Source organism: Sphingopyxis witflariensis, assembly GCF_002205635.1.
Lineage (GTDB): Bacteria > Pseudomonadota > Alphaproteobacteria > Sphingomonadales > Sphingomonadaceae > Sphingopyxis > Sphingopyxis witflariensis.
On record NZ_NISJ01000013.1, the window covers coordinates 62,311 to 83,950 of the forward strand.

The following is a 21,640-nucleotide window of genomic DNA, read 5'->3' on the forward strand; positions in this document are numbered from 1 at the left end:
GACCGGGGTGGGGAAGGGAGCGGCACGTCCGCTCCCTTTTCGCGTTCCGGCCCTTTTCCTTTCGCATCCGCGATGCCACATGGATGATGTGAGCGAAGAAAAACCATGGCCCGACACGATCCGCGCCGGCGATTGCGAACAGCATGAGCCGCTGGTGCGCCGCGTCCTTGCGCCCAATCCGTCCCCCTATACCTTCACCGGCACCCAGACCTGGATCGTCGGCGCGGGAGCCGATGTCGCGGTGATCGACCCCGGCCCGACGGGATCGGGAATGAGCATTGGCGATCCCGGTGACGCCAATGGTGTGGGGCATGTTGAAGCGATCCTGCGCGCCACGGAAGGGCAGCGCATCGCCGCCATTTTGTGCACCCACACCCACCGCGATCACAGCCCCGCTGCGGCGCCGCTGAAGGCCGCGACCGGCGCGCCGATCATTGGCTGCGCCCCGCTCGCGCTCCGCGACGACGGCCCGCGCGCCGATTCGGCGTTCGACCCCGATTATGCGCCCGACCGGGTGCTGGGCGACGGCGAGCGGATTTCGGGTGATGGCTGGACGCTCGAAGCCGTTGCGACACCGGGGCATACGTCGAACCATCTCTGTTTCGCGCTGATCGAAAGCGGTGCGCTGTTTACCGGCGATCATGTCATGGCCTGGTCGACCAGCGTCGTCAGCCCGCCCGACGGCGATATGGCGGCCTATATGGCGAGCCTGTCGAAGCTCTATGATCGCGAGGATCGCATCTACTACCCGGCGCACGGCCCGGCGGTGACCAAACCGCGTCAGCTCGTGCGCGGGATGCTCGGCCATCGGCGCCAGCGCGAGCGGCAGATTTTGCGCGAGCTGGAAAAGGGCGCTGCTGTGATCCCGGTCATGGTGTCGCATATGTACAAGGGGTTAGACCCACGGCTGACCGGCGCCGCCGGTCGCTCGGTGCTCGCGCATCTGCTCGATCTCCAGACACGCGGGATCGTCCGGGCGCATGAGGAAGAATGGGAACTCGCCTGAATGTTCTGGGCGCTTTTGATCGCCGCTGCGCAGCCTGCCGCTGTCGCCGACCCCGTGGTCATTGCGCTCGTCGCGGGCGAAGGGGAGCGGAAATGCCTGCCCGACAAGAGCCTGTGCCTCGACGTGCCGGGCGGGAGCGATGGCGGGCTGGTCCTGACCGCGCCAAATGCCGGTGAGTCAGAAGATCTGGCGTTACCCTATAGCCGCGATGGCCAGACATTGAATCTTTGGCCCTATCTGATCGCGGTGCCATCGCCTGACGCCATGGCGTCCGATTCACGGCAATATCTGATGGGCATCGTGGTCAGCACAAGCGCGATGTATTCGGGCGGCGGCGGCAATGGCAGTCGGCTGCACCTGCTGCGCCTCGACACGACGCCGTCGAACACGCAGCTTGGCGACGAAGTGCTAGATGTCGTGTGGGACAGTTCGCTGATGATCCGCGCCTGTTTTTCGGAACAGGAGATGAAGGACCGGCGCGAGGCGTGCCACGATGACTATAATTTCACCGGCGCGCTACTCGCCGGTCCGGTGGAGGTCGGCGAACTTCCCGTGCTGACCTATCGCGCCGTTGCGACGGCCTTTCCGCGAACCGCGCGCCGCTCCTCCGATAACAGCAAGCTGCGGCTCAAGGCCGCCGACCTTGTTCATGCGAAGGACAGCGCGTGCAGCTATGAACGCACGCTGCGTTACAATCCCGCGACGTCGCGCTATGAAATGGACCGGCCGGCGCCGGACTGTTCGGACTATACGACACCATGACAACCAGCTCACCGCGCCTCGCGCCCCGCTTGATCTCGCTTGCTGCCGCAGCATTGCTGCTCGTCGCCGTCTGGTGGGCGGTTTCCGCCTGGCAGGATTGGCAAAAGGGCTATGATCCCGAAACCGTCGTCGCCGCGAGCCTGCAGGGGCTTCAGGAGCAGAATATCCTCGTGCCCTTCACCGCGCGCTATGTCGCGGTGGTGACTTCGACGCAGAGCCGGATGGGGCTCAGCGCGAAAAAGACGCTGATCATGCCGGGGACGGTGCGGTACGAAGTCGACCTCGGCAAGCTCAAGCAATCGGACCTCGATTGGGATGCGGCGACCAATGCGCTGATCGTCACCCTGCCGCCGCTGCGCCTTGCGGGGCCGGAAATCGACATCGACGCGATCAGCGAATTTCGCGACGGCGCAATCCTGTTGACGCTGACCGACGCCGAACAGACGCTCGACGCCGCCAATCGCAAGGCTGCGCAGGATGAACTGATCAAGCAGGCCAAGGGAACGACCCCGATGCGCCTCGCGCAGGGCGCGGCGCGCACTGCGGTCGAACAGAGCTTTGCCATGCCGCTTAAGGCTGCGGGCATCGATGCCAAGATAACGGTGCGCTTCGCCAAGTAAATTGGCGCTATTCGTGCTGTCGCTGTTGCGCTAGATATTCTGCCGGGCCCAGCCGGTGGGGGACATGGCATGGCGACAACAGCGGCAGGCGCGGTGCGCGCCGAGCGTTTCTGGCAAAAGATGGCGATGGGCCTCGCCCTCTTCATTGTTTTCGGTTTCCTGCAGTTCGCGCTGCGCGGCTTCGTCGATCCGGCGAAGGCGCCCTTCTGGGTGCATTTGCACGGCGTCGCGATGCTTGCATGGCTGGCGGTGCTGATAGCCCAGCCGACATTGGTGTCGCGCGGCAATCTGGCGCTCCATCGCCGGCTGGGGTGGGTCGGTGCGGGGCTTGCGCTCTTCATCGTCTGTCTCACGATTTTCAACCGCATCGCGTCGTTGGAGCTGCGTCGTTTTCCGCCGTTTTTCACGCCGCCCTATTTCCTCGTTCTCACCACCGTCGAAGCATTGGCTTTCGGCGCCGTGGTCATCTGGGCGATCCGCCGTCGCCGCGCCACGGACTGGCACCGGCGGTTGATGATCGGTGCAACGATCATCCTCCTCGAACCCGCGCTTGGGCGAATACTGCCGATGCCGCTGATGATTGGTTGGTCCGACCTGCCGATTGCGCTGTGCCAGCTGGCTGTCGTCGCCATCATCGCGCGCCACGACCGACGCACGTTCGGGCATGTGCATCCCGCGACAAAGGCGATCGCGGCCATTGTCGTCGCGGTACGCATCACCATCTATGTCCTGCCGATGACGCCGCCCGTCATCGCGCTGGCCGAAAGGCTCGCTGGCAGCTGACGCCGCGTTGCCCTGTCGGCGGACGCGGTGTAGGGGGACGTCGGGCACAAGCCATATAAGGACAAGCCATGACTGCTCCCATCCGCGAGAATCTTTCGGGCCTCGACCTGCGCGCTGAAATCGATCGGCTGCGCAAGGAACGCAACGCCGTTATCCTGGCGCATTATTACCAAAAGCCCGAGATTCAGGATCTCGCCGATTTCGTTGGCGACAGCCTCGAACTGTCGCGCAAGGCGGCTGACACCGACGCCGATGTCATCGCCTTTTGCGGCGTCAAATTCATGGCCGAGACCGCGAAGATTTTGTCGCCCGAAAAGATCGTCATCCTGCCCGACATGGACGCCGGTTGCAGCCTTGAAGACAGCTGCCCGCCCGAACAGTTTAAACGCTTTCGCGAGGCGCACCCCGACCATATTGCGCTGACCTATATCAACTGCTCGGCGGCGGTGAAGGCGCTCAGCGACATCATCGTCACCTCGTCGAGCGCCGAGACGATCATCAGCCAGATTCCGCCCGAGCAGAAAATCATCTTCGGCCCCGACCGCCACCTTGGCGGCTATATGAACCGCAAGTTCGGGCGCGATATGCTGCTGTGGCCCGGTGTGTGCATCGTCCATGAGGCGTTCAGCGAAACCGAGCTTTTGAAGCTGAAGGCGCAGCACCCGAACGCCCCCGTCGCGGCGCACCCCGAATGCCCGCCCTATATCGTCGACCATGCCGATTATGTCGGATCGACCAGCGGTATTTTGCAGTTCGCCAAGACGTTTGAGGGCGACACGCTGATCGTCGCGACCGAACCGCACATCATCCATCAGATGGAACTCGCAATCCCCGAGAAGAATTTCATCGGCGCGCCGGGGGCCGACGGCAACTGCAATTGCAACATCTGCCCCTATATGGCGCTCAACACGATGGAAAAGCTCTACATCGCGCTGCGCGACCTGTCGCCGCGGATCGAGATGGACGAGGAGCTGCGTCTCGGTGCGCGCAAGAGCCTCGACCGGATGCTCGAAATGGCGTCGGGGACGATCGGCAAGGGCGACCTGGGCCAGCGATAAATCGCACGGCGGTCGGCGGCGCGAAAACGGCCTGCCGACCGTTGGTGATTGCCTTCTGCGAAAAAGGCCATAGGTTCCGACCTCTAAGGCGCGAGTCTCGCCTTCCGTGCGAGCGCCGACTGGCGAAATTTTGCGTCCTGGGCAGGAGCATGATCGCATGGCAGAAGATTGGCTGGCGGACGTCAGGAAATATGTCGCGAACGCCGATGAAGCGGTGGTCGACAAGATCGTCAAATATCTCGGGATAGCGCTTCGAAACCGCGACTCCTCGCTCGTTTCCTTTTCGGACAAAAAGGAGACCGACCGGGTCCGCGAGAATTTCCTCAAAAAGAAGCTCGGGCTGACCCACGACGATGCGACGCTCGATGCTGCGATCGCCGATATCGGGACGCAAATGAAGGCCGACCGGACCAAGAACCGCGTCACCGTCTATTATCTTCTCGCGCAGCATTTCGGCCTGCTCAACATCTTCGGCGGGGTCGCGGGCGCGGCCGCCGCGGCTGCGGGCGCTGCCGGAGCTGCAGCGGCTTTGGGTTCCTTTGGCGGCTCCGACGGCGACGCCAAGACGGACGAAGATGCGGCTTCGGCTGTGCCTCTTGCTGCGGCGGGCCTTGGCGGCGCGGCAGCCGCTGGCGCTGCGGCGACACCAGCGGCGGCGGTCACTCCTGCACCGGCAGCGGCGGCACCTGCGCCAGCGACCCCGCCGCCGGCTGCGGCCGCTCCGCAGACCGCCTATTCGAGCGGGCAGGATGAAAAATCCGGCGGCGGCATGGGCTGGTTGCCCTGGCTGTTGCTCGGCCTGTTGTTGTTGGCGCTGATCTTCTTCGGGATGCGCTACTGCTCGAAACAGGAGGTTGCCGCGCCGGTCGCGAGCGATGCTGCGGTCGTCGGCGCTCCGGTGGATCCCGCCGCGGCCACCGGCGCGCCGGGCGACGCCGTAGCCACGGCAGCACCTGTCGTCGCGATTCCGGTGGGTGCAGGCGTCGTGGCCGCCGACCGGCAAGGCAAGCCGGCCCTGACGGTCTATTTCGACGTCGGGAAATCGGCGGTGCACAATGACCTGACGGCTGCTGCAGCCGCGGTGAAGGCCTATGTCGCCGGCAATCCCACCGCGACGCTGGCGGTTTCGGGCTTCAACGACCCGACCGGTAATGCGGCCGCGAACGCCGAACTGTCGAAGACCCGGGCGCAGGCGGTCAAGGCGGCGCTCGAGAAGCTCGGCATCGCGGCGGACAAGGTTGTGCTGGCCAAACCCGCCGACACGACGGGTGCGGGAGCGAACAACGCCGAATCGCGCCGCGTCGAGGTGGTGGTGGTCGACTGATCGTCGCCTGCCCTTACAAGCCAAAAGGGGGAAGCGGGGCCTGCGGGCCCCGCTTTTTTTCCGCGCGAGGCCCCGAGTCGTCTGGCGGAGTCGGCTTCGCGGCCTGCAAAAATGAATCCCAAAATGTTGCGCGGCTGTTACAAAAATGCTGCGCAACATAGGCATGTTGCTAATGCCCGACTTATCCACAAGCACGGGGGTTCGAAAGCTGTTTTATGCCGCTTTTCGCTTGGCGGTCGGGCCTCTTCATGTCAGCTTTCAACCATCGGACGACAGAGACGTCGGACCGCCGGGACATCAAGGGTGGTTGCAAGACCAGCCAGAAGAGAACGGTCGGATTGACGAAGAAATCGGTCGATAGCCTGATCACGGAACGCAGCGATTCCCACGAGTTGAGGCGAACCCGATCGGGTACAGGAAATGCAGTCCATCGCTTGGGCAGCGAATGTTTCGACAGACGCAAGAAGAGATGATGAAGGGCTTTCCAGGTGCGGCCGGCCCCCGAAAGGGGGCCGACCAAACCGCCGCCGGATTGTTCCGGATCGTGCCGCAGTACTTCGTTTTGCGGACCGCTGATCGCAAGAAAAGCGGGCCGGGATGAGGTGGGGTGGCAACGCCCGGAACAGAACCGGATAGTGGGGGTTGGCAGCGATGCCGACCCCCATTTCATATGTGTGCAAGGCGCGGCTGTTCTGCGGAGTGGGCATATGCAGCCCGCTGCCCCGCAACGCGCCGCCCTTCGGTCCGCCCGCATCGTGGCCTTCCTCCACCCGATATTTTTCCAGCCCTGTGATGATCATCACACCCTGGCCCAATCGGGCCGTCTAGTCGTCCGTTTGCGACCCAGACTGGTTCCTTGATCGGAGCCGATCTCACTTCCCCGGCCGTGTCCTTCGGGACCGGCCGGGAACTTTTCGCTTCCCCTGCGATTATTCCCTTATCGTTGAAACGATGTTCAGGCGCGATCAGGCGCTTGCACATATCCGGATCTGGGGCGCTCGCCCGACCGGTTCAGAAAGGGAGAGATCATGGGCCTCATTATCACCTTGATCGTCGGCGGCGTTATCGGCTGGCTGGCGAGTATCGTCATGCGCACCGATGCGCAGCAGGGGATTCTCCTGAACGTCGTCGTTGGTATCGTTGGCGCCTTTCTCGGCAATTTCCTCGGCAGCTTTTTCGGCATGGGCGCCAGCCTCGACACGTTCAGCCCGGTCGGCTTGCTGTGGGCGTTCATCGGCGCCGTGGTGCTCTTGGGGATCATCAACCTCGTGCGGCGCGGCAGCGTCCGCTGAGTGGACGGCGGCGGCGCGGGCTTTGCGCCGCCGCCATTCCGCTAGGTGAATTCAAATATTTGCGTTACCAATGGCATGCCTGTGAATACAGGCGGCACTATCGATCGTAGGGGGTCATTATATGACTTGGATTATCGCAATCGTAATGGGCGGCATCATCGGCTGGTTGGCCAGTATCGTGATGAAAACCGATGCGCAGCAAGGCATTTTCCTGAACATCGTCGTCGGCTGTATCGGGTCGATCCTCGGCCGTTTCCTGTTGCAGGGCGTGCTCGGCGGCGGCCATTTGCGTGGCAATGCCTTTGACCCGATGACCTTGCTCACCGCGTTTATCGGCGCCGTGATCCTGCTCGGCATCGTCAATCTGGTGCGTCGCGGCCGCGTCCGCTAGGCGCCCTGCGCCGATCGCCAGGGCGATCTGAACAAGCCTGGCCATGAAGGGCGGCCGCCACAGGGCGAGCCGCCCTTTTTACATGCATGTAAGCACTGGAAATCGCGGCGCGACTTTCGTATCAGGCGGTCGGCACGCGCGGGCCGGGCGGCGATGTTTCGCCTCTTGCAAGCGGTGGCTTAATTGGATAATACACCTTCAACGGGATAATCGGTCCTGTCATGCGGGCTGGGGGGATCGCTGCGTTGCGATTGTCGGGCCGGCTGCCGCGAACGGCAGATGAGGAATTCGGCGTGAACTACGAGCGGAAAGTAGATGTGATGGACAGCTTGGCGGGCTCGGCTCAGGATTATTATGACGAGGCGGACAGCCGCCGCAAGCGCACGCGGCTGATCGTCGCGCTGGTGCTGATCGCGCTCGCACTGGCGGCAACATATTATGCCTTCACGTCGATCAAGGGCGGAGCCGCCGACAGTGCGGCGGCAGGCGGCGAAGGCGCGGCCAGCATTCCCAATGTCACGGTCGTCATTCCCGGTCGCCAGTCGGTTCAGGCGGTAATTTCGGCCAATGGCGCGATCGCGGCGCGGCGCGAGATGCCGGTCGGCGTTGCCGGCGAAGGCGGGCAGGTCGTCAGCGTCCTCGTTGAGCCGGGACAATGGGTCGGCGCGGGCCAGACGCTGGCCGTCATCGACCGTTCGGTGCAGGCGCAGCAGGCAGCGAGCCTCGCGGCGTCGATCCGTGTCGCACAGGCCGACGCCAGCCTCGCACAGGCCGAACTCGCGCGTGCCGAGGCACTGGTTTCGCGCGGCTTTATCTCAAAGGCCGACATGGACCGCAAGCGCGCGACCCGCGATGCCGCCAATGCGCGCGTCCGCGTCGCCCAGGCCCAATATGCCGAGGCACAGGCACGCAACAATCGGCTCAACATCGTCGCTCCTGCGGCGGGCCTCGTGCTGACGCGCGCCGTCGAGCCCGGCCAGATTGTCGGTGCGGGCAGCGGTGTGCTGTTCCGCATGGCAAAGGGCGGCGAAATGGAAATGCTCGCACAGATGGCCGAAGCCGATCTGCCGCGCGTGCCGGTCGGCACCCGGGCCACCGTAACGCCGGTTGGCTCCAACCTGCAGATCGCGGGCCAGGTGTGGCAGCAGTCGCCGGTCATCAACCCTGAAACGCGGCAGGGTCTGGTGCGAATTGCAGTTCCCTATAGCCCGGCGATGCGTCCCGGCGGTTTCGCCGACGCGCAGCTTGTTTCGGGTTCGGCCGAAGCGCCGCTGCTTCCCGAAAGCGCCGTGCAGAGCGGGGTAGGGGGCAATTTCGTGCTGATCGTCGACGATAAGAATGTGATCCAGCGCCGCCCGGTCAAGGTCGGTACGATCACCGACGATGGCGTGGCGATCGCTTCGGGGCTGACCGGGACTGAACGGGTTGTCGTCCTCGCCGGCGCCTTCCTCAACGCCGGCGACAAGGTGAAGCCGGTGGTACAGAAGTCGTCGCGATAATCGGCTGATTTTCGGATCGCACGCGGACATAATCGCATGCGGACAAGGGCGTTTATATCATGAACTTTCGTAACATTTCCGCCTGGAGCATCCGCAACCCGGTGCCGCCGATCGTCGTGTTCGTCCTGCTGTTGCTGGCGGGCCTCGTCAGCTTCAACCGCATGGACGTGAATGATCAGCCGGATATCGAGTTCCCGGCGGTTCAGGTCGTCGTCGTGCAGCCCGGCGCTGCGCCGACCGAGCTGGAGACGCAGGTCACCCAGCGGGTCGAGGCGGCGGTACGCGGCGTCAGCGGCGTCGACGAAATGTCGTCCTATGTCAGCGAAGGCAACAGCCGCACTTTCGTTCAGTTCGCGATCGGAACGCCGATCGACCGTGCCTATAACGACGTCAATCAGGCGATCTCGCAGATCCGCAGCGACCTGCCCGAGGGGATTCTCGAACCGCAGGTCGTGCGCGTCGATATTGCGGGTGGACCGATCACCTTTTTCGCTGTCGAAACCTCCGACATGACGCTGGAACAGCTGTCGTGGTTCGTCGACAATACGGTTGCCAAGGAATTGCTGTCGGTTCCGGGCATGGCGAAGGTCAGTCGTTCGGGCGGTGTCAGCCGCGAAATTCGTGTCATCCTCGATCCTGCGCGCATGCAAAGCTATGGCCTGACGGCCAGCCAGGTGAACCAGCAACTGCGTCAGACGAACGTCAATGCCGCGGGCGGACGTACCGAAATCGCCGGGTCCGAACAGGCGGTGCGCGTGCTTGGCAATGCCGAAAACGCCTTCCAGCTCGGCGAAACACGCATATCCGTAGGCAATGGCCGCACCATCCGTCTGGCCGATGTTGCCAAGGTTTCGGACGGCTATGCCGAACAGCGCAACCTTGCGATGATCAAGGGGCGGCAGGTGCTGTCCTTCTCGATCGAAAAGGCCAAGGGCGCGTCGGACGTCACCGTCCATGACGAGGCGATGAAAAAGCTGGAGGAGATCAAGAAGAATAATCCGAAGATCGAATTCAAGGTCCTTTTCACGCGCACCGATTATACCAAGGAACAATATCGCAGCTCGATGCTCGCGATGGTCGAGGGCGCGGTGCTCGCGGTCGTCGTCGTTTTCCTGTTCCTGCGCGATTGGCGCGCGACGTTGATCAGCGCGATGGCGATTCCGCTGTCAGCGATCCCGACCTTCTGGTTCATGGACATGATGGGCTTTTCGCTGAACAGCCTGTCGCTGCTCGCGCTCAGTCTGGTTGCGGGGGTGCTCGTCGACGATGCGATCGTGGAGATCGAGAATATCGTCAGACATATGCGAATGGGCAAGACCGCCTATCAGGCGTCGATCGACGCCGCCGACGAAATCGGCCTTGCCGTCGTCGCAACGACGATGTCGATCGTCGCGGTCTTCCTGCCCGTCGCCTTGATGCCCGGCATCTCGGGGCAATTCTTCATCCAGTTCGGCATGACCGTCGTCTTTGCGGTGCTGATGAGTCTGGCCGTCGCGCGTATGATCACGCCGATGATCGCCGCCTATTTCCTGTCTGCGCAGGGCGAACAGGATCATGCCGGCGGGCCGTGGATCGACCGCTATGAGCGCGTGCTAAGCTGGACGCTCGACAGTTCGAAGCACAAGGCCGTGCGTGCGCGCTATGAAAACGAGCCGACCCGGCTTGCCTATTTCGCGGTGCCGTTTGGACTGGCGGTCCTTTATATCCTCTATGCCATCTATGCCTATTTTCAGCCTCTCCCGCCGGGGCAGGATGCCCCCAATACGGCGCTGTACTTCATGCTGCAGGTGCCTTTTACCGCTATTTTCGCTTTCCTGGCGGGAAGCCTTCTATCGATACTGCTCGGTGCGCTGGCGTGGCTGATCGGCATGCGGCAATGGGCGTTTACCGGCTGGGCGAAGTTCATGGTCCAGCGTGCGTGGGCGCGATTGTTCGACCATCGCGTATGGATCGTCGGTATTGGCGGCGTCGCCTTCGCGACCAGCCTCCTGCTTTTCTACGTCCTGCCGCAGCAATTCCAGCCGACGATGAACAGCGACTATAGCCAGGTGAAATATGAACTGCCGCCGGGGACGACGCTGGCGCAAAGCGAGGAAATCGTCCGGCAGATCGAGGCGATTCTCGACGCCGATCCGGTGGTGGAAACTGCATTTTACGACGTCAATGTCGGCAACGGAAATGCCTTTCTGACGCTCAAGAAAGAGCGTCCGATGAGCAGCGTCGAATGGGAGCGCAGCCTGCAGCCAAAGCTTGCCGCGATTCCCGATGCGCGCGTGTCGTTCCAGAGCCAGTCGGGCGGCTTTTCGGGCCGCGACATTACGATGGTCATTGGCGGCGACGATCCCGTCGCGCTCGAAGAACATGCGACGAAGGTCGTCGGTGAAATGAGCAAGCTGAAGGAGATTCGCGGGCCCCGGATCGAGGGCGATATTCCGCGTCCCGAGATCATCGTCAATCCGCGCATGGACCTCGCCGCCGAACTCGGCGTGACCACCGCGGCGCTCAGCCAGACGATCCGCATCGCGACGCTGGGCGATATCGACCAGAATGCCGCCAAATTCTCGCTGTCCGATCGCCAGATTCCAATCCGCGTCCTCCTGTCCGAAGATTCGCGCCGCAGTCTTGCGACGATCGAAAATCTGCCGGTGCCGACCTCACGCGGGACCACTGTGCCGCTGAAATCGGTCGCCGAGATTGGCTTTGGTGCCGGTCCCACGGAACTGCGCCGCTATAATCAGACGCGGCGTATCGTGATCGGCGCCGACCTCGCGCCTGGGCTGGTGACGGGCGATGCGCAGAAAAAGATCGATGCGCTGCCTGCGGTCAAGAATATGCCGCAGGGGATCCGCAAGGTGATCCAGGGCGACCAGAAATGGCAGGCCGAACTGGCGGTGAATTTCGCCATCGCGGTGGTTTCGGGCCTGTTGCTCGTCTTCTCGACGCTGGTGCTGCTCTATCGCCGCTTCCTGTCGCCGCTGGTCAATATGTCGTCGCTGTTGCTGGCGCCGCTCGGCGGGCTGCTGGGGCTGTGGGTCACCGGCATGGAGGTCTCCATGCCGGTCTATATCGGGCTGCTCATGCTGCTCGGTATCGTCGCCAAAAACTCGATCCTGCTCGTCGATTTCGCGATCGAGGAAATGGATCATGGCGTAGCCAAGCGCGAGGCGCTGCTCGACGCCGGACGCAAGCGCGCGCAGCCGATCGTCATGACCACGGTGGCGATGGTTGCGGGCATGGTGCCGACGGCGCTCTCGCTGTCGGGTGATGGCGCCTGGCGCGCGCCGATGGGGGTCGTCGTGATCGGCGGCCTGATTCTGTCGACCTTGCTCACCCTGCTGATCGTTCCGGCGGGCTTCAGCCTGGCCGACAGCATCGAAAAGCGCCTTGGCCGTTTCTTCTCGAGCAATCTGCTCACCTACAAGAAGGGCGACGATACGAAGCCGCACGGCGAACCCGCGCCGCAGCCCGCAGAGTGAGGACCGGCCGCGACCCTTTGCCGGGTCGCGCGCCGCGCCGGTTGCAACCTTTGCCGCGCTTCGCCATTGGTTGCCTATGACCGATAGCGCATCGTCCGCCGTAGAATTGTCGCAACCGCCGGGGTTTGGCGTCGCCGTTCCAACGGGCGGGCTCAATATCCGCGTCGTCGCGACGGGCCTGCTCGTCGTCATGGCGCTGGTCTTCCTCGGCGCGAGATATTTTCAGAACGTCCATCCTGCGGTCGGCTTCGTCCGCGCCTTTGCCGAAGCGGCGATGGTCGGCGGGCTTGCCGACTGGTTCGCGGTGACCGCGCTGTTCCGCCATCCGATGGGGATTCCGATCCCGCACACCGCGATCGTCCCACGCAATAAGAACCGCATCGGCGACACGCTCGCGCGCTTCCTGCTTACCAATTTCCTGCTGCCGCGCCTGATCGCGCGCAAGATGCAGACGGTCGATGTCGCGGGCGCGGTTGGCAAATTCCTGTCCGAACCGGGCGAGGGCGGCGGGCGGTTGCGGCTCGGCGCGTCGCGGATTATCGCCGACGGGCTCGGGGCGCTCGACCAGCAGCGGCTTGGCGGTATCGTCAAATCGGCGATCGCCGACCGGCTGCGCGAACTCGATATTGCGCCGCTACTCGGTCAGGCATTGCAGGCGGCGCTCGCCGAGGGGCGGCACCAGCCTTTGCTCGATGCGATGGTCAAATGGGGCTCGAAGACCCTAGAACTCAACGAAAATCTGATCCACCAGATGGTGCACGACAACAGCAATGCGATCGTGCGCTTCACCGGGCTCGACGAAAGCATCTCGAACCGCATTGTTGCGGGTCTGTCGAAGCTGCTCAGCGAAATGGCGGTCGACGAAACCCATCCCTTGCGTATCCGCGTCGAGGAGGGGCTCGCCAAAATGGCACTCGACCTTCAGCACGACCCCGAAGTGAAGGCGAAGGTCGCCAAGGTCCGCGACGAACTGCTCGAGAATAAGGCGGTCAAACGCTGGCTCGACGGATTGTGGGAGCAGGGACGCAGCGCTTTGCTCAAGGCAGCGCGCGATCCCGAAACCATGCTTGCGGGTCGGATCGGCGAACTCGTCACCCAGTTCGGGGGGATGCTGGGTGAAGATGCCGCGATCAAGCGCACGCTCAACCGCTATGCGCGCCGCGCAGTGGTGGGGGTCGTCGACAGCTATGGGGAAACCGCGCTCAAGCTGGTGTCGGACACGATCCGCGGCTGGGATGCCAAGACGATTACCGACCGGCTGGAAAATGCCGTTGGCGACGATCTGCAATATATCCGTATCAACGGCACGTTGGTCGGCGGGTTGGTCGGGGTGCTGATCCACACGGTCGACGTGCTGATCTAGCGGCAGGCGGCAAGCCCCTCGCGGTAGGTCGGAAAGCGCGGTGTCCAGCCGAGCAGCCGCTTCGCCCGTCCATTCGCAATACGGCGATTTTCGGCGTAGAAGGCAAGCGCCGCTGGCGATAGGTCGGCCTCTTCGAGCGACTGGAGCGGCGGCAACGGTGCGCCGAGCATTGCGCATCCCCATTCGATCAACCGGTTCTGGTGGCAGGGTTCGTCGTCGGCGAGATTATAGACCCCGGCTGGACCCGCGAAGGAGGCGATGACGCCGCTCGCGAGATCGTCGACATGGACGCGGCTGAAGACCTGATCGGGCAGGGCGATGCGATGTGCGCGGCCTTCTTCGATGCGATTAAGCATCGAGCGGCCGGGACCATAGATGCCGGGCAGGCGAAAGACCGACACATCGCCGCGCAATTTCTGCCAAGCCGCATCGGCCGCGTTCCGGTCGGGTCGCCGCCCGGTGATCGGTGCGCTTTCGTCGACCCATGCGCCGCCGGCATCGCCATAGACCCCGGTCGAGGAGAGGTAGCCGACCCACCGGGCACTCGCCAGGGCGATCGCTTCGCCATAGCGGGCGAGCACCGGATCGACGCCGTCGGACGGGGGCACCGACGACAGGATATGCGTTGCCGAACGCAGCGCGGCGAGCACCGCCGCCTCATCGGCAAAGCCAATGCTGTCGCCGCCGCCGTCGCGGGTCGTCCCGACCACATTCCATCCGCGCGCGATGAGGCGGTTCGCCAGATGGCCTGCGGCATAACCGAGCCCGAAAATCAGTATCTGTCCCATGGCGCGCCTTATTGCTTGCCCGACGCCGCGCGCCTAGACCCCATCGTATGACCGACGCCTCCTCCACGCCCGCCATTCCCGTTACCATCCACCGCGGCGACTATCGCCCGCCCGAATGGCAGGTGCCCGACATTGCGCTCGATTTCGCGCTGGGGATCGACGAGACGCGGGTGTCCGCGCGCCTGTCGGTCGTGCGCCATGCCGACGCACCTGCGCCGCTGTTGCTGCGCGGCGACGGCATCACGCCTGCCGAGGTGCGTGTCGACGGTTCGGTGTGGAATGACTGGCGGATGGAGGGGGGCGACCTGATCGTCGACCTTGGCGAGCGGACCGCCGCGATGGTCGAGGTCGATACCGTCATCAACCCGGCGACCAATACGCAGCTCATGGGCCTCTATGCCTCGAACGCCATGCTGTGCACCCAGTGCGAAGCCGAGGGGTTCCGCCGCATCACTTTCCACCCCGACCGGCCCGATGTACTCAGCCGTTACCGCGTCCGCATGGAAGGCGATAAGGCGGCGTTCCCGATCCTGCTGTCGAACGGAAATTGTGTCGAGCAGGGCGCAGGCGAGGGCGGTCGCCATTGGGCTTTGTGGGAAGACCCCTGGCCGAAACCATCCTATCTCTTCGCGCTCGTTGCCGGCGATCTTGTCGTCAATCGCGACAGTTTCACCACCATGTCGGGGCGCAAGGTCGAACTCGGCATCTGGGTCCGCGCGGGCGATGAGGACCGCACCGGTCATGCAATGCAGGCATTGAAGGACAGCATGGCGTGGGACGAGCGCGTCTATGGCCGCGAATATGATCTCGACCTGTTCAACATCGTCGCGGTCAGCGATTTCAACATGGGGGCGATGGAGAATAAGGGGCTCAACGTCTTCAACACCCGCTACATTCTCGCCGACCCGGACACCGCGACCGACATGGATTATGATGGTGTTGAAGGCGTCGTCGCGCATGAATATTTCCACAATTGGTCGGGGAACCGCGTCACCTGCCGCGACTGGTTCCAGCTCAGCCTGAAAGAAGGTTTCACCGTCTATCGCGACCAGAGTTTTTCGGCAGACATGGGATCGCCGCCGGTCAAACGGATCGAGGATGTCCGCCTGCTCCGCGCAGCGCAATTCCCCGAGGATGCCGGGCCGCTTGCGCACCCGATCCGTCCCGACAGCTTTCAGGAAATCTCGAACTTCTACACCGCCACTATCTATAACAAGGGTGCCGAGATCATCCGCATGATGGCGACGATGGTTGGGCCCGAACGGTTCCGCAAAGGCACCGACCTGTATTTCGATCGCCACGACGGCGAGGCTGCGACGTGCGAGGATTTCGTCAAGGCGATCGAAGACGGCGCGGGTATCGACCTGACGCAATTTCGCCTCTGGTACAGTCAGGCGGGCACCCCGCGCATCACCGCGCGGATCGCGACCGACGAACGCAATGGCGAGCGCACGCTGCATCTGACGCAGGTGGTTCCCGCGACCCCGGGGCAGCCCGAAAAGGCGCCGATGCTCATTCCGCTGCGGATCAAGGCTTATGACCTCGATGGCGGTCACGGCGTCGAGGAGGAGCAGCTGGTCCTGCTCGACCGGACCGAGATGGCGGTGCCGCTCGGACATTATCGCAGCCCTCCGATGCTTTCGCTTAACCGCGGCTTTTCGGCGCCGGTGATCGTCGATTTCGCGCGCGAGGAAGGCGAACTCGAATGGCTCGCCGCAAATGACGATGACCCCTTCGCGCGTTACGAGGCGTTGCAGCAGCTGATGCTCGACACGCTCGTAACTGCGGTTTCGGGCAAGGCGAGCGACGCCGGGGCAGTGGTCGATGCTATTCGGCAGACACTCACCGGTTCCGCCGCCGACCCTGCCTTCGTTGCCGAGGCGGTGCTGCTGCCGAGTGAAGCGTTTATCGGCGACCAGATGGTGATCGTCGATCCTGATGCGATCCGGCGCGAACGATTGGCGCTGCAGGCGGCCATCGGAACTGCGCTCGAAAGCGAGTGGCGTGCGATCCTTGGCCAGCTCGCGCCAGCGGCGACGCTATTGACTCCGCTCGCCAAGGGCCGCCGTCGCCTCCGCGGCGTCGCGCTCGCCTATCTGGCCGCAACCGGCATGGGTGATGCTTCGGAGTTGGCGTTCGGCATCTTCTCCGGCGCCGACGGGATGACGGAGCGGCAGGCCGCGCTCGCGACACTCGCGCATGGCGACAGCAAAGAGCGGGCGCAGGCGCTCGACATCTTCTATCGACGCTATCGTGACAATCCGCTGGTACTCGACAAATGGTTCCAGGTGCAGGCCTGGTCGCTGCGGTCCGATACGGTCGCGGCGGTGGCGGCATTGGCAGAGCATCCCGACTTCACGCTCACCAACCCCAACCGCGTCCGCGCGCTCTATGGCGCGCTGTCGGCCAACCAGGCGGCGTTCCATCAGGCCGATGGTGCGGGCTATCGCCTGATCGCCGATCTTGTGCTCGCGCTCGATCCGAAAAATCCGCAGACTGCGGCGCGAATGATCCCGCCGCTCGGTCGCTGGAAACGCTTCGGCGACGCCCGCGCCGCGATGATGAAGGCCGAACTGGAACGGATATTGGCGCAGCCGGGTCTATCGCGCGATGTGACCGAGCAGGCGAGCAAGAGTTTGCTGGGGTGACTTGGCAGAGCGGTGGCTCTCCCGAAGCCTAAGCTATTCGGGCGGCGAACCGCGCTCTCCTTTTTGTCATCCCGGCGAACCCGGGGACACTTTTGTTATAACTCGGCGCTCGCGGGATTGCGGGTGGTCGTTGACGAAGTCAAGAATCCCCATGAGCGAGCCGTGTAGAGTGGCATGAACTTCGCCGCGCTTGGCACCGGGATGCAGAATGATCTTGCCGACGAGCGAGCGGATGTCGCTTGAAGCATCGAGCCGTGTCTCAGGTTCACCAAGCGTTTCGGTAAGCGCGGCGACCTTGCGCTTGTAGATTTCGGCAATGCCGGGATGAACGTCGGGAACGTCGGCGTGTGCCTCGGCAAGCCGGGCGGCGATCTCGGCTTTCTCGCATTCGAGTTCGGCCATGCGCGCCTTCATGACGGGCTGGTAAAGCCCGTCCTCAATCGCTGCCATCATCCCCGCGACCGCCTTGTCGATCCTTGCAAGCCCACGTCGGTCGGCGTCGGCCTCAATGCGCCGCTCGCGGTTCTCACGGTTGATATGCGAGGCATAAGCAGCGACGGCGGCCTCGATCTTGTCGCCCGATACCAGCCGGTCGGCGATGCCCGCGAGCGCGCGGCGTTCAATTTCCTCGCGCCGGATCGTGCGATTGTTGGTGCAGGAGCCCCGGCGATGGCGGCCGACACAGCCATAACGATCGTCCACGACGATCGCGTAGGTTCCGCCACATATGCCGCATTCGAGAAGGCCCGAAAGCAGATAGGCCGGACGCCGCAGCCCCTGTGCGCTGCGCGACTGCGCCGCTTCCTTAACTGCCGCGTAGCGCTCCACCAGCATCTGCTGCTGGCGCTTGGCCGCTTCCCACAGGTCATCGCTGACGATCCGAAGGTCCGGCACCGCGTTCCTGATCCATTCGGATTCGGGATTGAGCCGCATGACCTCCTTGCCGGTGCTCGGGTCTTTCACGCTATGCTTGTGGTTCCATGCGCGCACGCCGACGTAAAGCTCGTTGTTGAGGATGCCGGTTCCCCGCCGGGCATCACCCCTGATGCTGGTGTCGCGCCATGCAAGCCCCTTGGGGCCGGGAACGCCATCGGCGTTTAGATCGCGGGCAATCGCGCCCGGACTCTTTCCAGCTGCGAACTCGCGAAAGATGCGCTCGACGATCAGCGCCTCAGCGGGATCGATCTCGCGCTCGCCGCGCACCAGTTCGCCCTCACCCGTGAGACGACGAACCTTGCGATAGCCATAGCCGACCGCGCCCGCCGAGAAGCCCTTCTCGACTCGCCCGCGCAAGCCGCGATGCGTCTTCTTCGCGAGGTCCTTGAGAAACAGCGCGTTCATCGTGCCCTTGAGCCCGACATGGAGCTCGTTGATCTCGCCTTCGGCAAGCGTGATGAGCGGTACGCGCGCGAACTGCAAATGCTTGTAGAAGGTCGCCACATCGGCCTGATCGCGCGACACACGGTCGAGCGCTTCGGTGAGCACGATATCGAACTTGCCCGTCTGCGCGTCGGCAAGCAGCTTCTGGACACCGGTCCTTAGGATCATGCTCGACCCCGAGATCGCGGCGTCCTCGAAGCTGCCGACGATCTGCCACCCCTCCCGTGTCGCGTGCTCGCGGCAGATGCGCTGCTGGTCAGCGATCGACGCCGAGCTCTGCTGGTCGGACGAATAGCGGGCATAGAGCGCGGCGCGGATCATGACATCTTCCTCTGGAGCGGGTTCAGGCGGACCAATGCCCGCTTGCCTGACAATGACAGTCTTGCGCGCCATGCCCTTAGGGTCAACGCTTCCGGTCCGAGCAATATTTACGGAGGATCATTGTCGTTGGCGGCTTTCCGGGCGCGAATATGTTCGCGCGCAATGTGCCGCCCGATCGCCTCGGCGACGCGCGTCAAGGCAGCCTCAACGGCGGCAGGATCGAGCGGATTGTCGTTCGCGGCCGTGAGAGCCCGCGAACGTGGCGCTTCGTCCTTCTTCATACCGGACCATCATCGATTGATCCGTTATCGTTGCTGGCGCGGTAGGCGGCGGGATTGGCGATCCATCGGTTGATCTGGGATTCATGCCAGCCAGTGCCGTGGACGCTGATCTTCAGCTGCGCCGGAAATGTGCCTTCGGCGATCTTGCGGTAGAGCGTCGATTTGGAAAGACCGGTCCGGGCGAGAACGGTCCGGAGACGGATGACCTTTTCGGAAGTCTGCATGGCGTATTCCCATCATTGGCAGTGGCTGGGTTCCCCTGGTGCAGAATTGGTGATCTGGAAATTTGGCGCAAGAGTGCCAAAATTGGTGCCATCTGTCCTTATCGTGCTCTGACGTGTCCTGATGTTTCCTGGTGTTGCCTGACGTGCTCGAAACGTAGCGCAATTATTTTCCCATACCGTCCCGGCCGAAGGCTTGGTGCCAAGGTTGGCACTCCCGGAGCGGGTGTTCACGGCGAAAAGCGCGTTTCGAATCGCGTCCCGCCTGCGGCAACCGCGCTCTATTCCGCTTCGCTCCACCGAGCCACCGCTTGCGCGCCGTCTCGTCGGCTTCGCCGTGACGATCGACTGACGCGGCCGGAGCCTGGCTCCGGCCCGAAGGTCATCGCGCTTCCGCGCGCTGGCGATTGCCTCCGGCCGTGCGGGGTGGTCGTCGCTCTCCTCTGAGGCCCGCCCGGCAGGGCGCAACCCCTGCGGGGTCCTCCATTGCATTTCGGCCTGCGGTGCACCCTGCCTTGGTGGCGGACATCTCCGGTCGCTCTCGCCGCCCACCCCGCTCAGCCGGGGCTGCGGTGGTTTGGAAGAGCAAAGGAGAGACTGTCATGGAACTCAAGCATATCGACATCGCCAATCTTTCGGTTTCGCCCGCCAACATGCGCGGGATCGCCAAGAAGCCGGACCTCACCAATATTCTGCCGTCCGTCCGGGCTCGCGGCATATTGGTGCCGCTGATCGTCAGGGCCGGTGCGGAAGGCTGCTACGAGATCGTTGCGGGCAAGCGGCGCTATCATGCTGCGCTGACCGTTGCGGAAGAACAGGACGGCATCGATCCGCTACCCTGTGCGGTGATGGAAGCGGGAGACGACGCGGCGGCGCTCGAAGCCTCGCTGATCGAGAACATCGCCCGCCTTGATCCCGATGAAGTCAATCGCTGCGAGGCCTTTACCCGCCTCGTGCGCGAAGGGCGCGACATCGAAGCCATCGGATTGACCTTCGGCCTGACCAGCTTGCAGGTGAAGCGGACCCTCGCCATCGGCAATTTACTTCCCCGCATCCGGGGCCTTTATCGAACGGACAAGATTGATGTCGTTACGATGCGGCATCTGACCCTCGCCACCAAAGCGCAGCAGCGCGAGTGGCTGGCGCTGATCGATTGTCCCGAGAAACACGCCCCGACCGGCTCGCAGCTTCGCGCTTGGCTATTCGGCGGCAGCGCGATTGCGACCAAGGTCGCGCTGTTCGATGTTGGCGATTACACGGGCGCGATTGTGTCCGACCTGTTCGGCGAGGACAGCTATTTTGCCGACGCCGATGATTTCTGGGCCACGCAGATGGCCGAGGTCGAGAAGCAGGCCACCTTCTATCGCGATACCGGCTGGACCGAGGTCGTCGTCTTGGAGCGCGGCGCCTATTTCAATGGCTGGGAGCATGAACGCTGCCCCAAGAAGAAGGGCGGCAAGGTGTTCGCGGTGATCAGCCATCGCGGCGAGATCGCCTTCCACGAGGGCTATATCACTGTGAAGGAGGCGCGGCAGCGCGCCAAGGGTGCGATGGGTGCCGATGCTCCGAAGCTGATGCGCCCCGAGGTCAGCGCCGCGCTCGGCGACTATATCGACCTGCACCGCCATGCCGCCGCGCGCGTATCGCTGCTGTCCGAGCCGGGCGTAGCGCTCCGCATGATGGTTGCTCATGCCATCGTCGGATCGCCGCTATGGCGGATCGACATCGAGAAGCAGCGCACGGCGAGCGATGCCATCGCCGAGAGCGTCGAGGTGTCGGCGAGCGAGGCTGCGTTCGATGCGAAGCGCCGTGCGGTGCTCACCCTGCTGGGGTTCGATCCCGAGACGCATACGGTGGTTGGCGGATATGACGGCGAGCATGGTGTCGCCGGACTGTTCACCCGCTTGGCCGCACTGCCCGATGACGACGTGATGAGCATCCTTCCCGTTGTGATGGGCGAGACGCTGGCAGTCGGCAGCGCCGAGATGGATATGCTCGGTCAGTTGCTCGGCACCGACATGCGGGCCTGTTGGCAGGATGATGCGGTTCTGCCCGAACTGATCCGCGACAAGCCGCTTCTGACCGCGATCATTGCCGAGGTTGCGGGTGCAGAAGTTGCCGAGGCCAATGCCGAAGCAACAGCCAAGGTTCAGCGCGGCATCCTCGTCGATTGTCTCACCGGCAGCAATGGTCGCGCCAAGGTTGAGGGCTGGCTGCCACGCTGGTTCGCATTCCCGCCGACCGGCTATACCGAGCGCGGCGGTATCGGCTGTGTCGAACGCAGCACGGCCATCTCGGCCCTTGTGGCCGAGCCCGTAGAAGCCGAGCCGGAGATGCGCGAAGCAGCTTGATCTTCGGCGATCATCATCCCATCGAAACCGGGGGAGCAGTGGACGGCTCCTCCGGTTCCCGATTGTCCGACGCATC

17 protein-coding genes are annotated in these 21,640 nt (G+C 63.6%); 13 read left to right on the forward strand and 4 right to left on the reverse strand.

Annotated features, from left to right (window positions below):
- Positions 1-79 precede the first annotated feature (79 nt).
- The 11 genes from CDQ91_RS18310 to CDQ91_RS18360 all read left to right on the forward strand — a co-directional run bounded on the left by CDQ91_RS18310 (position 80) and on the right by CDQ91_RS18360 (position 13,574).
- Positions 80-1,006 (forward strand): MBL fold metallo-hydrolase, encoded by a 927-nt coding sequence (locus CDQ91_RS18310; protein ID WP_237246045.1) that lies wholly within the window; start codon positions 80-82, stop codon positions 1,004-1,006.
- On the forward strand, positions 1,007-1,768 hold the full coding sequence (locus CDQ91_RS18315; RefSeq protein WP_088474142.1) for a hypothetical protein: 762 nt from the start codon (positions 1,007-1,009) through the stop codon (positions 1,766-1,768).
- A complete protein-coding gene (locus tag CDQ91_RS18320; protein ID WP_088474143.1) occupies positions 1,765-2,388 on the forward strand; it encodes a DUF4230 domain-containing protein in 624 nt (207 codons plus the stop codon). The genes CDQ91_RS18315 and CDQ91_RS18320 overlap by 4 nt, the downstream gene beginning before the upstream one ends.
- A gap of 69 nt (positions 2,389-2,457) precedes the next feature.
- Positions 2,458-3,171: an adenylate cyclase gene (locus tag CDQ91_RS18325; protein WP_088474144.1), complete on the forward strand. Its 714-nt coding sequence runs from the start codon at positions 2,458-2,460 to the stop codon at positions 3,169-3,171.
- Between the two features lie 68 nt (positions 3,172-3,239).
- Entirely contained in the window at positions 3,240-4,229 is a 990-nt protein-coding gene (nadA, locus tag CDQ91_RS18330; protein ID WP_088474145.1) for a quinolinate synthase NadA, read from the forward strand.
- A 157-nt stretch (positions 4,230-4,386) separates the two neighbouring features.
- Entirely contained in the window at positions 4,387-5,553 is a 1,167-nt protein-coding gene (locus CDQ91_RS21590; RefSeq protein ID WP_088474146.1) for a DUF2853 family protein, read from the forward strand.
- A gap of 1,028 nt (positions 5,554-6,581) precedes the next feature.
- On the forward strand, positions 6,582-6,845 hold the full coding sequence (locus CDQ91_RS18340) for a GlsB/YeaQ/YmgE family stress response membrane protein (RefSeq protein ID WP_088474147.1): 264 nt from the start codon (positions 6,582-6,584) through the stop codon (positions 6,843-6,845).
- A 121-nt stretch (positions 6,846-6,966) separates the two neighbouring features.
- Positions 6,967-7,236, forward strand: coding sequence for a GlsB/YeaQ/YmgE family stress response membrane protein (locus CDQ91_RS18345; protein WP_088474148.1), 270 nt, complete (start codon positions 6,967-6,969; stop codon positions 7,234-7,236).
- A 293-nt stretch (positions 7,237-7,529) separates the two neighbouring features.
- Positions 7,530-8,735: an efflux RND transporter periplasmic adaptor subunit gene (locus CDQ91_RS18350; protein WP_088474187.1), complete on the forward strand. Its 1,206-nt coding sequence runs from the start codon at positions 7,530-7,532 to the stop codon at positions 8,733-8,735.
- A 59-nt stretch (positions 8,736-8,794) separates the two neighbouring features.
- Positions 8,795-12,211, forward strand: a complete 3,417-nt coding sequence (locus tag CDQ91_RS18355) for an efflux RND transporter permease subunit (protein WP_088474149.1) — start codon at positions 8,795-8,797, stop codon at positions 12,209-12,211.
- A 190-nt stretch (positions 12,212-12,401) separates the two neighbouring features.
- Complete coding sequence (locus tag CDQ91_RS18360; RefSeq protein ID WP_237246051.1) at positions 12,402-13,574, forward strand: DUF445 domain-containing protein; 1,173 nt, start codon at positions 12,402-12,404, stop codon at positions 13,572-13,574.
- Here CDQ91_RS18360 and CDQ91_RS18365 read toward each other — a convergent pair.
- A complete protein-coding gene (locus CDQ91_RS18365) occupies positions 13,571-14,362 on the reverse strand; it encodes a Rossmann-fold NAD(P)-binding domain-containing protein (RefSeq protein ID WP_088474150.1) in 792 nt (263 codons plus the stop codon). The genes CDQ91_RS18360 and CDQ91_RS18365 overlap by 4 nt on opposite strands.
- A 47-nt stretch (positions 14,363-14,409) precedes the next feature.
- Between CDQ91_RS18365 and pepN the strand changes: the two genes are divergently transcribed.
- Positions 14,410-17,010, forward strand: coding sequence for an aminopeptidase N (gene pepN / locus CDQ91_RS18370; RefSeq protein WP_088474151.1), 2,601 nt, complete (start codon positions 14,410-14,412; stop codon positions 17,008-17,010).
- Positions 17,011-17,076: 66 nt separating this feature from the next.
- On the opposite strand, the gene CDQ91_RS18375 is transcribed toward pepN, so the two are convergent.
- The 3 genes from CDQ91_RS18375 to CDQ91_RS18380 form a co-directional block, all read right to left on the reverse strand.
- Entirely contained in the window at positions 17,077-18,711 is a 1,635-nt protein-coding gene (locus tag CDQ91_RS18375; RefSeq protein WP_088474152.1) for a recombinase family protein, read from the reverse strand.
- 107 nt (positions 18,712-18,818) lie between these two features.
- Positions 18,819-18,992: a hypothetical protein gene (locus tag CDQ91_RS21480; RefSeq protein WP_164499276.1), complete on the reverse strand. Its 174-nt coding sequence runs from the start codon at positions 18,990-18,992 to the stop codon at positions 18,819-18,821.
- The gene (locus CDQ91_RS18380; protein ID WP_088474153.1) at positions 18,989-19,216 is read right to left on the reverse strand and encodes a helix-turn-helix transcriptional regulator; all 228 of its coding nucleotides are present in this window, start codon (positions 19,214-19,216) and stop codon (positions 18,989-18,991) included. The genes CDQ91_RS21480 and CDQ91_RS18380 overlap by 4 nt, the downstream gene beginning before the upstream one ends.
- Positions 19,217-19,815: 599 nt before the next feature.
- Here CDQ91_RS18380 and CDQ91_RS18385 point away from each other — a divergent pair.
- Positions 19,816-21,564, forward strand: coding sequence for a ParB/RepB/Spo0J family partition protein (locus CDQ91_RS18385; RefSeq protein WP_088474154.1), 1,749 nt, complete (start codon positions 19,816-19,818; stop codon positions 21,562-21,564).
- The last annotated feature ends 76 nt before the right edge of the window (positions 21,565-21,640 follow it).

Coding starts and splice junctions, on each gene's coding strand:
- CDQ91_RS18310 (WP_237246045.1), top strand. CDS start 80: ATGGATGATGTGAGCGAAGAAAAACCATGGCCCGACACGATCCGCGCC.
- CDQ91_RS18315 (WP_088474142.1), top strand. CDS start 1,007: ATGTTCTGGGCGCTTTTGATCGCCGCTGCGCAGCCTGCCGCTGTCGCC.
- CDQ91_RS18320 (WP_088474143.1), top strand. CDS start 1,765: ATGACAACCAGCTCACCGCGCCTCGCGCCCCGCTTGATCTCGCTTGCT.
- CDQ91_RS18325 (WP_088474144.1), top strand. CDS start 2,458: ATGGCGACAACAGCGGCAGGCGCGGTGCGCGCCGAGCGTTTCTGGCAA.
- nadA (WP_088474145.1), top strand. CDS start 3,240: ATGACTGCTCCCATCCGCGAGAATCTTTCGGGCCTCGACCTGCGCGCT.
- CDQ91_RS21590 (WP_088474146.1), top strand. CDS start 4,387: ATGGCAGAAGATTGGCTGGCGGACGTCAGGAAATATGTCGCGAACGCC.
- CDQ91_RS18340 (WP_088474147.1), top strand. CDS start 6,582: ATGGGCCTCATTATCACCTTGATCGTCGGCGGCGTTATCGGCTGGCTG.
- CDQ91_RS18345 (WP_088474148.1), top strand. CDS start 6,967: ATGACTTGGATTATCGCAATCGTAATGGGCGGCATCATCGGCTGGTTG.
- CDQ91_RS18355 (WP_088474149.1), top strand. CDS start 8,795: ATGAACTTTCGTAACATTTCCGCCTGGAGCATCCGCAACCCGGTGCCG.
- CDQ91_RS18360 (WP_237246051.1), top strand. CDS start 12,402: ATGGCGCTGGTCTTCCTCGGCGCGAGATATTTTCAGAACGTCCATCCT.
- CDQ91_RS18365 (WP_088474150.1), bottom strand. CDS start 14,362: ATGGGACAGATACTGATTTTCGGGCTCGGTTATGCCGCAGGCCATCTG.
- pepN (WP_088474151.1), top strand. CDS start 14,410: ATGACCGACGCCTCCTCCACGCCCGCCATTCCCGTTACCATCCACCGC.
- CDQ91_RS18375 (WP_088474152.1), bottom strand. CDS start 18,711: ATGATCCGCGCCGCGCTCTATGCCCGCTATTCGTCCGACCAGCAGAGC.
- CDQ91_RS21480 (WP_164499276.1), bottom strand. CDS start 18,992: ATGAAGAAGGACGAAGCGCCACGTTCGCGGGCTCTCACGGCCGCGAAC.
- CDQ91_RS18380 (WP_088474153.1), bottom strand. CDS start 19,216: ATGCAGACTTCCGAAAAGGTCATCCGTCTCCGGACCGTTCTCGCCCGG.
- CDQ91_RS18385 (WP_088474154.1), top strand. CDS start 19,816: ATGGAACTCAAGCATATCGACATCGCCAATCTTTCGGTTTCGCCCGCC.